This is a genomic window from Vineibacter terrae (genome assembly GCF_008039615.1).
Lineage (GTDB): Bacteria > Pseudomonadota > Alphaproteobacteria > Reyranellales > Reyranellaceae > Vineibacter > Vineibacter terrae.
Map to the genome: position 1 here is coordinate 1 of NZ_VDUZ01000019.1, position 13,628 is coordinate 13,628.

Annotated in this window: 12 protein-coding genes and 1 pseudogene; 2 read left to right on the forward strand and 11 right to left on the reverse strand. The window is 69.0% G+C overall.

Annotated elements, in window-relative coordinates:
- Positions 1-167: 167 nt before the first annotated feature.
- The 9 genes and pseudogenes from FHP25_RS17295 to FHP25_RS17335 all read right to left on the reverse strand — a co-directional run bounded on the left by FHP25_RS17295 (position 168) and on the right by FHP25_RS17335 (position 9,166).
- On the reverse strand, positions 168-914 hold the full coding sequence (locus tag FHP25_RS17295; protein ID WP_147848200.1) for an SDR family NAD(P)-dependent oxidoreductase: 747 nt from the start codon (positions 912-914) through the stop codon (positions 168-170).
- The gene (locus tag FHP25_RS17300) at positions 911-1,654 is read right to left on the reverse strand and encodes an SDR family NAD(P)-dependent oxidoreductase (RefSeq protein WP_218578421.1); all 744 of its coding nucleotides are present in this window, start codon (positions 1,652-1,654) and stop codon (positions 911-913) included. The genes FHP25_RS17295 and FHP25_RS17300 overlap by 4 nt, the downstream gene beginning before the upstream one ends.
- Before the next feature lie 133 nt (positions 1,655-1,787).
- Positions 1,788-2,588 (reverse strand): ABC transporter permease, encoded by an 801-nt coding sequence (locus tag FHP25_RS17305; protein WP_147848201.1) that lies wholly within the window; start codon positions 2,586-2,588, stop codon positions 1,788-1,790.
- Positions 2,585-3,451, reverse strand: coding sequence for an ABC transporter permease (locus FHP25_RS17310; protein WP_147848202.1), 867 nt, complete (start codon positions 3,449-3,451; stop codon positions 2,585-2,587). The genes FHP25_RS17305 and FHP25_RS17310 overlap by 4 nt, the downstream gene beginning before the upstream one ends.
- A gap of 171 nt (positions 3,452-3,622) precedes the next feature.
- On the reverse strand, positions 3,623-4,687 hold the full coding sequence (locus FHP25_RS17315) for an ABC transporter ATP-binding protein (protein ID WP_147848203.1): 1,065 nt from the start codon (positions 4,685-4,687) through the stop codon (positions 3,623-3,625).
- 9 nt (positions 4,688-4,696) lie between these two features.
- Positions 4,697-5,719, reverse strand: coding sequence for an ABC transporter substrate-binding protein (locus tag FHP25_RS17320; RefSeq protein ID WP_147848204.1), 1,023 nt, complete (start codon positions 5,717-5,719; stop codon positions 4,697-4,699).
- Between the two features lie 96 nt (positions 5,720-5,815).
- On the reverse strand, positions 5,816-6,985 hold the full coding sequence (gene argE / locus FHP25_RS17325; RefSeq protein WP_147848205.1) for an acetylornithine deacetylase: 1,170 nt from the start codon (positions 6,983-6,985) through the stop codon (positions 5,816-5,818).
- Positions 6,986-7,084: 99 nt separating this feature from the next.
- A pseudogene (locus tag FHP25_RS42625) lies at positions 7,085-7,442 on the reverse strand (endonuclease domain-containing protein).
- 92 nt (positions 7,443-7,534) lie between these two features.
- Positions 7,535-9,166, reverse strand: a complete 1,632-nt coding sequence (locus FHP25_RS17335) for an ABC transporter substrate-binding protein (RefSeq protein WP_147848206.1) — start codon at positions 9,164-9,166, stop codon at positions 7,535-7,537.
- A gap of 165 nt (positions 9,167-9,331) precedes the next feature.
- Here FHP25_RS17335 and FHP25_RS17340 point away from each other — a divergent pair, with 165 nt between their 5' ends.
- Together FHP25_RS17340 and FHP25_RS17345 are read left to right on the forward strand one after the other, a co-directional pair.
- Positions 9,332-10,135 (forward strand): SDR family NAD(P)-dependent oxidoreductase, encoded by an 804-nt coding sequence (locus tag FHP25_RS17340; protein WP_147848207.1) that lies wholly within the window; start codon positions 9,332-9,334, stop codon positions 10,133-10,135.
- Between the two features lie 47 nt (positions 10,136-10,182).
- A complete protein-coding gene (locus FHP25_RS17345) occupies positions 10,183-10,521 on the forward strand; it encodes a hypothetical protein (RefSeq protein WP_147848208.1) in 339 nt (112 codons plus the stop codon).
- 31 nt (positions 10,522-10,552) lie between these two features.
- Here FHP25_RS17345 and FHP25_RS17350 read toward each other — a convergent pair whose 3' ends face one another.
- Entirely contained in the window at positions 10,553-13,393 is a 2,841-nt protein-coding gene (locus FHP25_RS17350; RefSeq protein ID WP_147848209.1) for a PAS domain S-box protein, read from the reverse strand.
- Positions 13,394-13,424: 31 nt separating this feature from the next.
- Positions 13,425-13,607 carry a hypothetical protein gene (locus tag FHP25_RS17355; protein WP_147848210.1) on the reverse strand — a complete coding sequence of 61 codons (183 nt, stop codon included), beginning with the start codon at positions 13,605-13,607 and terminating at the stop codon, positions 13,425-13,427.
- Positions 13,608-13,628 lie beyond the last annotated feature (21 nt).

Genomic DNA, 13,628 nt, shown 5'->3' on the forward strand with positions numbered 1-13,628 from the left:
CAATCCAGCACCACTCGCCTACGCTCCTTCATCGCATCGGTCTCCAGCCACGGCATGCTCACCTCCATGCCAAAACTGTTACCGATGTATCCGGTCTATTCCGTCACCGATCTAATCGGTCTGTACACCCCTCCCTCTCCCCGCTCTCGCGGGGCGAGGGAAAAAGATCAGATCATCCAGCGGCCGCCGTCGATGAGAATGGTCTGGCCGGTGACGTAGCGGGCGCCGTCGCTGGCCAGGAACGACACGACATGGGCCACGTCCTCGGGCGTGCCGACGAAGCCCATGGGCACGCTGTTGCGCACCTTGTCGATGGTCTCCTTGGGCAGGCGGTCATGGGCCCGGGTGCGGATGGCCCCCGGGCCCACGACGTTCACCGTGACATGGAACGGCGCCAGCTCGCGCGCCAGCGAGCGCGTGAAGCCGACCACGCCCATCTTGGCGGCGGCATAGTCGACCAGGCCGACATCGCCGTAGAATGCCGACTCGGTCGACATGTTGACGATGCGGCCGCGGCGGCGCTCGCGCATGCCCGGCACGATCCGGCGCGACCAGTGCATGGTCGACATCAGCGAGATCTCGACCACGAAGCGCCAAACCTCCGGGTCCGACTTCCAGAACTCGGCGGCCCGCTCGCGGCCGCTCTGGCCGACATTGTTGAACAGGATATCGACCGGTCCGGCCGCCTCGATCGCGGCCGCCGCCGCCGCGATCGCCGCCGGGTCGCGGCAATCGACCACCTGCTGCAGGCAGCGCCGCCCCTTGGCCTCGATCGCCGCCGCCACCTCGGCCAGCGGCTCGGCCTCGATGTCGACGATCGCCAGGTCGCAGCCGTCGTCGGCGAAGCGCAGCGCGGTGGCGCGGCCGATGCCGTTGGCGGCGCCCGTCACCAGGGCCAGACGCGAGGTGCTCAATGGAAGGTCCTCCCGGCATCGCCGGCCAGCGCCACGCCGGTCATGATCGACGATGCGCGGCTCGACAGGAACAACACGACATGGGCCGCCTCCTCAGGCGTGGCGGCGCGCTTGATCAGGTAGCGGTCCAGGATGCGCCGCAGCTCGGCCTCGGGATCGGGCTCGTTCTCGAACGACAGCCGGAACAACGGCGTGTCGATGATGCCGGGGCAGAAGGCGTTGACGCGCACCGGCGCCAGCTCCATGGCCAGCGACTTGGTGAACATCACCAGCCCAGCCTTCGAGGCGCAGTAGGCGGTGCGGTGCCTGAGCGGCACCAGGCCGGCGCCGGAGGCGACGTTGACCACGGTCGCCTCCGGCGCCTCGCGCAGGAACGGCGCCGCCGCGCGGCAGACATGGAACGGGCCGTTGAGGTTGACGCCCAGCAGCCGGTTCCATTCGGCCGGCGTCATGTCGGTGATCGACTTCACCAGGTCGATGCCGGCCGAGTTCACCACGCCGTCGAGGCCACCCAGGGCGGCCGCCGCGGCGTTGACGGCCGGCGTGACCGCTGCCTCGTCGGCGACATCGACCACCAGCCCGACCGTCGCGCCCGGGACCGCGGCGACGGCAGGATCACGATCGAGCAGCGCCACCCTGGCGCCTCGGGCGATGAACAGTTCGGCCGTGGCGCGGCCGATGCCGGAGGCGGCGCCGGTCACCAGGATGCGGCGTCTGGCGAGGTCCATGAGGTCAGCCATGGGGCGGCTTCCGCAACGCCACCGGTTCCATCACCATATCATGCTCCTTCAGGTAGGGTCGCACCGCGTCGGCACCCTGGCCGCGGCGCGCGAGCCAGATGCCGGGATGCGACATGATGCGGTTGCCTTCCCATCACGCGAAGCGGTGGAAGCCGACCCACCGCTCCGCCAGCACCAGGAAGATCGCCGTGCCGGCGATCAGCACCGTCGACAGGGCCGCGATCGAGGGGTCGACGCCGTACTCGATGGCGGTGAAGATCTTGACCGGCAGGGTCATGTGCCGCGTGCCCAGGATGAAGATGGTCACCGGCACGTTGTCGAACGACGTGATGAAGGCGAACAGCCCGCCGGCCATCATGCCGGGCCGGATCACCGGCAGGGTCGCCTTCCAGAACGCGACCCAGGGATTGGCGCCCAGCACGCGCGCGGCGGCCTCGATCTCGGGATCGGCGCCGGCCATGCTGGCCAGGATGGTGCGCACCGTGTAGGGCAGCGTGATCACGAGATGCGCCAGCAGCAGGCCTATGAAGCTGCCGCGCAGGCCAGTCAGGCTGTAGTACTGCAGCAGCGCCACGCCGATCACGACGCCCGGGAACGCCAGGGGCGACATCAGCAGCCCCGAGATCGCCGGCGCCGCGGGCACCTGCCGCCGCGACAGCGCATAGGCCGCCATCGTCCCCAGCACGATCGACACCGCCGTCACGACGATCGCCAGCAGCAGGCTGAACCACAGCGCATCGATGTACTCGCGATCGCTGAACACCGCCTCGTACCAGCGCAGGGTCAGGCCCTTGGGTGGGATCGTGAGATAGGACGTGCTGGTGAACGAGGCCAGCACCACGACCACGACCGGCAGCATCAGGAAGGCCAGGATCAGGCCCGCGAAGGCCGCCAGCCCGCGGGCCCGCCAGCGTTCGGCGGCGCGGGCGCTCATGCGCCGGCTCCCAGGCGCCGCGCGACGGCGCTGGACAGGCTGATCAGGCCCACGGCGATGGCGGTCAGGATGAACGACAGCGCCGCACCCGCCGGCCAGTTCAGCAATTGCAGGAACTGGTCGTAGATCAGGGTCGACATCACCTTGTAGGTGGGGCCGCCCAGCAGGCGCGGCGTCACCAGCGCGCTCACCGTCAGCACGAACACCAGGATCGAGCCGGCGAGGATGCCGGGCAGGCTGAGCGGCAGGGTCACGCGCAGGAAGGTGGTGGCCCAGCCGGCGCCCAGGGTGCGGGCCGCATCCTCGACATCACGCGGCAGATTGCGGATGACGCCGACCAGCACCAGCACCATGAACGGCAGGAAGATGTGGGACAGCGCGATCAGCAGGCCGCTGAAATTGAACAGCAGCTTGACCGGCGTCTCGACGATGCCCAGCGCCACCAGGGTGTCGTTGACCAGGCCGCGATTGGCCAGCAGCGCGATCCAGCCGAAGGTGCGCACCACGAGGTTCAGCAGCAGCGGGAACACCACCAGCAGCATCAGCCACGGCCGCCAGCGCGACTGCGTGCGCGCCAGGAAGAAGGCCAGCGGATAGCCCAGCGCCAGGCAGATCAGGGTCACGATCAGGCCCAGCGCCAGGGTGCGGCCGATGATCTCCAGGTAGTACGTGTCGGTGAGGGCCTTGACGTAGTGCTCCGCCGTGAAGCCCTCGCCGATGCCCTTGCCCGGGATGTAGGGATGCAGGCTGGTGGGCACCATCGCCAGCAGCGGCAGCAGGAACACCAGCAGCAGCAGGACCAGCGGCGGCGACAGCAGCCCCAGTCCGTTGCGCTCCAGGCGCCTGGCGAGGCGGGTGCTCATACGCCACCTCCTCTGCCCGCGGCAGCGGCTGCCATGTTCACAGTGTCATCCCGAGCGCAGCGAGGGATCTCCTGCGGCAAGGCGCACGGTGCGCTACTCGCGGGAGATCCCTCGCTGCGCTCGGGATGACAGAAAGCGTGGCAGCGCGGTGCTGCGCCATAGGCGTCCACCCTACGCGGCATCGGGCACCACCGTGGTGTCGGCCGCATCCCACTCGGCGAACACCGCTGTGCCGGGCGCAAGGTCGGCGCGCGCGCCGGGGACCTGGGCGTGCAGCTCGGCGCCGTCGGCCAGCCGCAGCAGGTATTGCGCCGTGGCGCCGGCGAACGACGCCACCACCACCGTCGCGGCCAGGCTGTTGGCGGCCGCGTCCGGCGCCGCCGCCAGGCGCACGCTCTCCTGCCGCAGCACCACCTGGCAGGCCTCGCCCGCGACGGCGCCGCGGGCGCGCACCGTGGCGCCCGAGGCCAGCGCCACGACCAGATCCTCGCCGTCGCGGCCCGCCACCCGGCCGCGCAGCAGGTTGGCACGGCCGATGAAGTGCGCCACGAAGGCGCTGGTTGGCGCGCGGTAGAGCGTGCGCGGCGGCGCCACCTGCTCCAGCCGCCCGCGGTTCATCACCGCCACCTGGTCGGCCATGCCCAGCGCCTCGCCCTGGTCGTGGGTCACGAACAGGGTCGTGATGCCGACCTCCTGCTGCAGGCGCTTGATCTCGATGCGCATCTCGTCGCGCAGCAGCGCGTCGAGATTGCTGAACGGCTCGTCGAGCAGCAGCAGGCGCGGCTCGACCACCAGGGCGCGCGCCAGCGCCGTGCGCTGTTGCTGGCCGCCGGACAGCTGCCTGGGCGCCCGCTCCGCCAGGCCCTCCAGCCGCACCATCTGCAGCGCCTTGCGCACAAGCTGCCCGATCTCGGCCTTGGGCACGCCGCGGCGCTGCAGGCCGAAGGCGACGTTCTGCGCCACGGTCATGTGCGGGAACAAGGCGTAGGACTGGAACACCAGGCCGAGGTTGCGCTTGTGCACGGCGACATCGGTCAGGTCGTCGCCGCCCACCAGGATGCGGCCGCCGTCAGGCTCGATCAGCCCGGCCACCATGCGCAGCACCGTGGTCTTGCCGCAGCCGCTGGGACCGACCAGGGACAGGAAGCTGCCCTCGTCGACCGCCAGGCTGATGCCGTCGACCGCGGCGAGCGATCCGTAGCGCTTGACCAGCCGCTCCAGGCGCAGATCCGACATGCCGGCCCTTCAGCGCGCGATCTCGCGGCCCCAGCGCTCGCTCCACGACGGCAGCAGCTTGGCGGTCGTCTCGGGGTCGGGGAAATGCATGCGGTCGACGGCGGCGCCGTAGGGCAGCTGCGCGGCGAGCTTGTCGTCGAGCGTCACGGTCTTGTTCACCGGGCCGCCATACTGCTTCTCGGCGAAGCACTTCTGGGTCTCGGCCGACAGGACCTGATCGATGTACTTCTGGGCCAGCGCCTTGTTCTTGGCGCCTTCGGGCACCGACACGGTGGGCAGGATGCCGATGGCGCCCTCCTTGGGGAAGGCGGTCGCCACCGACAGGCCCTTGGCGGCGGCGGCGCCGACGCGATCGGGATACCACACGGCGATCGCAATCTCCTCGCGCTCGAACAGCGGCACGACCTGGTCGGCCTGGCTGTACATCATCACCACGCTGGGCTTCAGCTTCTTGATCGCCTCGAAGCCCGGGTCGGTGTTCTCCTGCGAGCCGCCGTTGATCATCGAGGCGGCGATCACGAAATGGATGCCGGTGGTGCCGGAGATGTCGCCGATCGCCAGCTTGCCCTTGAACTCCGGCTTCCACAGGTCATGCCAGGAGGTCGGCGGCGTCTTCACCAGCTTGGGATTGTAGGCGATGGCGCTGGCGCCATACATCATGCCTACAAAGCGGCCGTCCTTGTCCTTGGCGTTGTCGTAGATGGCGCCGTAGTTGGCCATCGCCGCCGTGTCGAGCGTGGACAGCAGCCCCTCGCCCTTGCCCTGCGTGGCGATCGCGAGGTCCATGTAGGCGACGTCGATCTCCGGCGATCCCTTGGTGGCGCGCAGCTTGGCGAGGTTCTGCACCGAGCTGCCCAGCACGAAGCGCACCTTGGCGCCGGTGGCCTTCTCGAACGGCGCCACGGCGCAGGCGCGCGTGTTGTCGGCGAAGGTGCCGCCGAAGATGCCCAGCACCAGCTCCTGCGCGGCCGCACCGGAGGCCGCCACCAGTACGCACGCGGCGACGGCGGCCGCTGCCCCAACACGCTTCATCGTTCCCCCTCCACGGTCATCGGCGTTCGTTGCAGGCCGAACCATGGAGCAGTGTCGGGACGCGTTCAACGCCGATGATGCGTGCGCCGGCGCGCATCAGGCCTGCCGCGCGCCCCACGCCATCAGTCGGCGCATGAAGCTTTCGCACGCCTCGATCTGCGACCTCAGGATGAACTCGTTGGGCTGATGCGCCTGCGCGATGTCGCCCGGACCGCAGATCACCGTCGGGATGCCGGCGGCCCGGAAGATGCCGGCCTCGGTGGCGTAGGGCACGGCGTAGGTGCGGTTGCCGCCGGTCCATTGCAGCGCCAAAGCCTCGGCTTCCTGGTTTTCCTCGGGCTTGATGCCGGGCACGAACGAGCGCCGGCGGGTGGTGATGTCGGCGTCGGGATGGCGCCGCCGCATCGCCGGCAGCAGCGTCTGGGCGATGAAGGCCTCGGCGCGGTCTTGCACCTCGCTGACGTCGCCGCCCGGCAACGTGCGGTAGCCCCAGTTCACGACGCATTCGCGCGCCAGGATATTGCCGGCCGTGCCGCCATGGATCACGCCGACATTGATGGTGGTATGGGCCGGGACCATGTCGATGTCGGGGCGCGGCCGCGCCGCCAGCTCGTCCTGCAGCCCGTTCAAAAAGTGGATGAAGTCGCCGGCGAAGTGGACGGCGCTGACCCCGAGATGGGTCATCGACGAATGCGCCTCCACGCCGGTGAACGTCGTGATCAGGCCGCCGCCCGAATTCTGGGCATTGACCACGCCCATCATCGTCGGCTCGCCGATGATCACGGCGCGCGGCCGCCGCACATGGCGCATCAGGTGCTCGACCAGCCCGTGGGCGCCCAGGCAGCCGACCTCCTCGTCGTAGCTCAGCGCCAGGTGCACCGGCACCTTCATGCCGGCGCGCTGGAACTCGGGCAGCAGCGCCAGCGCCACGGCCGAGAAGGCTTTCATATCGGCCGTGCCGCGGCCGTGCAGCTTGCCGTCCTTCTCGGCGATCGTCCACGGATCGGTGTCCCAGGGCTGGCCGTCGACCGGCACCACGTCGGTATGACCGGAAAGCACGATGCCGCCCTCGACGTCCGGGCCGACGCTGGCATAGAGGTTGGCCTTGGTCCCCTCCTCGTCGGGCACCAGGGTCGAGCCGACGCCATGGGCATCGAGGTAGGCCCTGACATGCTCGATCAGCGCCAGGTTGGAGTTGCGCGACGTCGTGTCGAACGCCACCAGCCGCCGCAACATCTCGATCGAGCTCACCACTTCAGCCGCCATTTGAAACAACTCCGACGTTTAACCCCTCGCCCCGCGAGAGCGGGGAAAGGGAGGGGCCCATTGCGCGCCGCGCAATGGGAGGGTGAGGGGTACGAACGATCAGTCCCGCTTTTCAGACCGCTTCCTTACCGCTTCGACAATGCGTTCGATGCCCCCCTCGATGTTCTCGGTCACTTCTGTGTTCCAGAATCGCAGCACGGTGTAGCCCTGTTCGACCATGAGCGCGTCGCGGCGTGCGTCGTACTCGCTATCGGCATGCTGCCCGCCGTCCAGCTCGATCACCACACGCGAAGTCCGCGTAGTACGGACCGATCGTCTGCTGGCGGACGAACTTCAGGTTTTCGATCTGGCGACCGCGCAGCCGTTGCCACAGTCGTTTCTCCACATCCGTCGCGTCGCGACGGAGCTCGCGGGCACGGGTGGTCGTTCCGAGCTGGGCGCCTCTGAAGCTTCGCATGAGATCCGTTCGTTCCTACCCCTCACCTTCCCATGCCTTCGGCATGGGCCCCTTCCTCTCCCCGCTCTCGCGGGGGAGAGGAGATAAACCCCCTACTTCACCTTCACGAACCTGAGCGGGAAGTAGTTGTCGGCCATCTGGACCAGGTCGATGTTCTTGCGCGCGGCCCAGATGATGGCCTGCTGGTGCAGCGGGATGTAGGCGTAGTCGGCCAGGTAGATCGCCGTCGCCTCGCGGATCATGGCGTTGCGCCTGGCCGGATCGACCTCCTGCTCGACCTTGTCGGCGAGCGCATCGAACCTGGGATTGCAGTAGCGGCCGTTGTTGGTCTGGCCCTTGCGCCGCTCCAGGTCGTAGCACTCGATCAGCTGCTCGAAGACATTGTGCACGTCGTAGGTCGAGCTCGGCGACCAGCCCAGCATGTACATGTCGATGTTGGGCACCGGGTTGGCGGTCTGCAGCGCGATCTTGGCGAAGAACTTCAGCCGGGTCTGCGCCAGCAGGTTGACCTTGATGCCGGCCTTGGCCAGCATCGACACCACCGCCTGGCAGATCTTCTCGTCGTTGACGTAGCGGTCGTTGGGGCAGTCGAGGCTGAACTCCAGGCCGTCGGGATAGCCGGCCGCCGCCAGCATCTTCCTCGCCTCCTCCGGCTTCAGCAGCGCCGGCCGCTTGTCCAGCTCCTTGACGTAGCCGTTGATGCCGGGCGCCACCATCAGCGCCGTCGGGTAGGATTGGCCGCGCATCACGGTGCGCTTGATCAGGTCGACATCGATGAGGCGGTAGATGATCTCGCGCACCCGCTTGTCCTTGAGCGGGTTCTTGCCCTTGATGCTGGAGTCGGGCAGCTCGTCGCGATAGTGGTCGAAGCCGAGATAGACCACGCGCGTCTCCGGCCCCTCGATCACCTTGACGTTGGCATCGCGCCGCAGGCCCTCGGTGTCCTGCGGCGGCACCTCGTACATCATGTCGATGTCGCCGGCCTTCAGCGCGGCCACGCGCGTGGCCGGATTGGCGACCACCGAGAAGACGACCTCGGTGAGATTGTGCTCGGGCTTGTCCCACCATTTGGGATTGGGCACGAGGATCGTCTTCTCGCCGGCCTTGCGCTCCTTGAGCATGAACGGACCGGTGCCGTTGGCGTTGCGCGAGGCGTAGCTCTCCTCGTTCTTGCGCAGGTCGGCCGGCACGGTTGCGTTGTTCTTCTCGCACCAGGCCTTCGACATGATCATGAACTGCGCGAACTTCTGGTCGAGCAGCGGGTCGGGGTACCTGGTCTCGAACTCGACCCGCAGGTCGCTCACCTTGACCGCCGCCTTGACGGAGGGGAAGTACGAGATGATGCCGGAGTTGACGTGGGTGGCACGGCCGAAGGAGAACACCACGTCGTCGGCGGTGAACGGCGTGCCGTCATGGAAAGTCACGCCCGGCCGCAGATCGAAGAACCAGCGGGTCGGCGACATCTGGCCCCATTTGACGGCCAGCGACGGCTCGAGCTTGAGGTCGCGGTTGCGGCGCAGCAGGCTTTCGTAGATGTTGGCGTTGAACTGCAGCAGGAAGGTCTCATTGCGGCCGTAGGGATCCATCGAGTTGGTGTCCCCGGCATTGGCCCAGCGGAAGGTCTTGGCCGCCGCCGGTGCAGCGCCGGCGAGTCCGGCGCCGGCCAGCGCCACGGCGGCAACCAGCGCCAGGCCCCATCGTCGCAGCAGCAGCTCACGCTTCATCGTCACTCTCCTACGCGCCTTGCCGCCGCCACCCCCTGGCGCGGCCAACCTCAAACCATGGCATCGCCCCTGCAGCCGATCAATGCCACGTGCCCCGGCGCAGTGGCGCGCAAGCCGGCAGCCGTGCTTATGATTTAGGCTTTGCGATGCGATGGGAGGCAGCAGATGAATCGCCTGGACGGCAAGGTGGCACTGATCTCCGGCGCCGCGCGCGGCATCGGCGCCGAGACGGCGCGGCAGATGGCGCGGGCCGGCGCCAAGGTCGCGATCGCGGACGTGCTGGACGAACCCGGCCAGCAGACGGTGCGGGCGCTGGAGCAGGAAGGCGGCGAGGCGCTCTATGTGCATCTCGACGTGACCAGCAGCGACGACTGGGACAACGCCGTGGCGCAGGCGGTGTCGCGCTTCGGCGGCCTGGACATCCTGGTCAACAACGCCGGCGTGTTCCTCGGCCGCGGCATCGAGCAGGCGAGCCTCGCGGACTGGCAGAAGCTGTGCGGCGTCAACCTCACCGGCGTGTTCCTCGGCACCAAGATCGCGATGCCGGCCCTGCGCGAGCGCGGGCGGACGAGCGCGCACGGCAGCGCCATCGTCAACCTCGCCTCGGTCGCCGGCCTGGTCGGCTCGCAGCTCGACCCGCTCTACTCCATGACCAAGGGCGGCGTGACCAGCTTCACCAAGTCGGCGGCGCTGGAATTCGCACGCAAGGGCTACCGCATCCGCGTGAACTCGATCCACCCCGGCGTGATCGAGACCGACATGGGCGCCCAGACCTTCGCCGTGCGCGCCCAGCGCATGGACACCAACGACGTCGACGCGGCGCGCGAGCTGTCGCTCGCGGCGCATCCCATCGGGCGGCTGGGCACTGCCGCCGATATCGCCAGCGGCATCGTCTTCCTCGCCTCCGACGATTCCGGCTTCATGACCGGCTCGGGCCTCGTCGTCGACGGCGGCTACACCGCGCAATAGAAGCCGCTGCCCAGCCATCGCCCTGAATCCGTCCTGGATTGGACGCAATGGTTGTGTTGAGTTCGGATGCCGCCGCTGCCCGCGATCACCATCGTGCCGGCAGCGGCTTCGCCAAGGAGGGTGCGATGCGTTGGGTCATTCTTCCGCTGCTGGCCGTCGGCATGGCCGGCTGCGTTCAGGACCAGGGTTATTATGGTGGCCCTCCTCCTCCACGCGGCGGATACTACGACCCCCCGCCCCGCTACTATGGCGGCGGTGGCTATGGCAGCGGCGATCGCTGCGCCTTCCAGACCCGGCGCGGCACGGTCACGGGCTACATCCCCTCGGGCAAGAATCGCTGCTGCATCAACACGCGCGAGGGCGAATCCTGCCAGCGGCTGGGCTGACGCAGGCCCCCCGCGCCGGCGCGCCGGCGGCTCAGCCGTCGAGCGCCGCGCGGATCGCACGAGCAAAGCCGGCGCGCGTGAAGGGCTTGGCGATCAGCGTCACGCCGGGATCGAGCGCCGGCTGGCCGCGGGCGGCGCCCGTGTAGCCCGACATGTAAGCCAGCTTGAGCCCGGGCCGACGGGCGCGGGCGGCGCGCGCCACATCAGGACCGCTCATGTCGCTGGCCAGCATCACGTCGGTCAGCAGCAGATCGACGTCCGCACCTGTGTCCAGCACGCCGAGCGCAGCCGGGCCGTCCGCCGCCTCGATCACGCCGTAGCCCAGCGCCTTGAGCAGCGTCACGGCGAGCCGCCGCACGTCGTCATTGTCCTCGACCACCAACACGGCCTCGCCGCGTCCGTCCGCGGGCGGCTCGGGGGCAGGCCTGGCGCCGGCATCGGCGGCGGCGGGAGGCACCGCCTCGGGCAGGTAGAGCGTGAGCGTGGTGCCGCCGCCGGGCACGCTGTCGAGCTCGATATGCCCTCCGGACTGCTTCACGAAGCCGTAGACCATCGACAACCCCAGCCCCGAGCCCTTGCCGATGTCCTTGGTCGTGAAGAACGGCTCGAAGGCGCGCATGCGCACCGCGTCCGACATGCCGACACCGGTATCGGCGATCGTGATGGCGACGAAGCGCCCGTGCCGCGCCTCGGCATGCCGGTCGGCGCGCTCGTCATCGAAGTCGACGTTGTCGGCGGCAATGCGCAGGCAGCCGCCATGCGGCATCGCATCCCGGGCATTGAGCGCCAGGTTGAGAAGCGCGTTCTCGAGCTGGCCGCGGTCGATCATCACATCGCGCAGCGGGCTTGCCAGGCGCAGGTCGATCGCGATGTTCTCGCCCAGCGTCCGCCGCAGCAGTCCGACCAGGGCCTCGATCAGCGCGCCCAGGTCGGTGCGCCGCGGCGACAAGGTCTGGCGACGCGCGAAGGCCAGCATCTGGCCGGTGAGCTCGGCACCGCGCTCGGCCGCCCGCAACGCGTCGGCGGCGCGCAGCGCCATATCGTCATCGCGCCCGCCGCGATCCAGCACGAGCTCGAGGTTGGTCATCACGACCTGCAGCAGATTGTTGAAGTCGTGCGCCAGCCCACCGGTCAGCTGGCCGACGGCTTCCATCTTCTGCGCGTGCGCCAGTTGCTCCTTGATGGCGACGCGGTCGGAGATGTCGCGCATCGCGCCGATGAAATACCGGCGCTCGTCCAGCATCAGCTCCCCGACCACCAGGTCGACCGGGAACGTGGTGCCGTCCTGGCGCTGGCCCACGACCTCGATGCCGCCTTTCCCCACGATCCGGGCGGCGGCGGTGTCGCGGTAGCGTGTCATGTAGAGGTCGTGCTGCGACCGGAACGGCTCGGCCATCAGCATCTTCACGTTGCGGCCGATCAGCTCGTCGCCGCGATAGCCGAACATCGCCGTCACCGACCGGTTGACGCGCTTGATGGTGCCTGTCTCGTCGATCACCACCAGCCCGTCGACCGCGGCATCCATGATCGCCTGCGCCTGGCGCTCGCTCTGCTGCAGCCGGCGCTCGTCGCGCTTGCGCGCGGTGATGTCGACGCGCACGCCGACGACGCCGCCGTCGGCGGTGGCGTGCTCGCTGACGCGGAACCAGCGGCCGTCGGCGAGGGCCAGCTCGAATGGCGATCCGGGCTGGCGATGGGCGCGCAGGCGCTGCGCCAGCCACGCCTCCTCGCGGCCGATGGCGTCATGAAAGATGCCGTGTTCCAGCGCCACGCGCAGGATCGCCTCGAAGCGCACCCCTGGCTCGAGCAGGGGCGCGAGCTGGGCGAAGTCCTCGCGGTATCGCCGGTTGACCGCCAGGAGCCGGTCATCCTTGTCGAGCAGGATGAAGGCGTCGGGAAGCGAGTCGACGGCGTCAGCGAGCAGCCGCCGGCTGCGCGCCACCTCGGCCTGCGCCAGGTCCCGGCGCCGGACATAGCGGGCCAGCAGCGCCGCCAGGCCCAGGATGATCACCACGCCGATGCCGGCGCTGATGCCATTCCAGCATGAATTGTCACGCCACTGGGCCAGGTAATCGGCATCGCTGGCCGACACGGTGATGGTCAGGGGCCATCCCCTCACCGTCCGCCAGGCCGTGACCCGCGCCATGCCATCCGCCATGGATTCGCGCACGGTGCCCGCCTCCGACCGGGCCAGCACCCGATCGAACGCCGGTCCCAACCGCCCCACCGGCTCGCCGGACGGATACTGCAGCAGCCTGGCGCCGTCGCCACGCCACAGCGCCACGGCGCCCCGCCCCTCGGCATGGATCGCCTGATACATGCTCTCGAAGTGAGATGCCGGTATCGTGGCCAGCACGATGGCGGCCGCCCGCCCGCCGGCGTCCGTCAGCAGCAGGCTCACGGACAGCACGGCCGCACCCGCGGCATCGGGCGGCGGCGCCGCCGAAACCGCGGGACCTCCGTCCGGACGCGACAGGGCCTCCTGCCTCACCGCTTCGGAAAGGTGCCGGTCATCCCGGGCGACGCCGCGTGCTGCCTGCACGATCGTGCCGTCGGGCCGGGCGACGATGATGTTGGAAAGCGTGCCGACGCGCTTGAGCTGGTCGCGCAGCAGGCTGCCCAGCCGCGGCTTGCCCAGCGCATCGGCGTCCACGGGATCGGCCAGCTCGTCGCGTATCGTCAGCAGGACCAGCGCCGCCTCGCCGAAAGCACGGGCGGCATGCTGGTCGAGCTCCCGGGATGTCGATTGGAGCTGCCGTAGCGTCTCTTCTTCCGCGAGCCGACGTTCCGCGGCAATCCTATGGCTGAACGTCACTACCAGAATGGCGGCCGCGAGCGTGCCGCACGCCATGATGGCCAGACCCAACCTCATGCCTTACGTTGGGTGCCAATCGCCTCCGAGTCTATGTCGACTTGCGCTCGTTCTGCGAAATGCGCCTGGCGTCGGGGATATCCGCAATCTGACCTGTCGCAGAACGCGCCACCGGATCGGGCGGTTCATCCAGAACCAGGCCGATCGGCCACATCGCGCTTGTCCAAGCGCGACGCAGGGCGCGCAAAGTCGGTTGAGTGGCTGGCTCGTACATGGGGACGCTCTATCCGATACA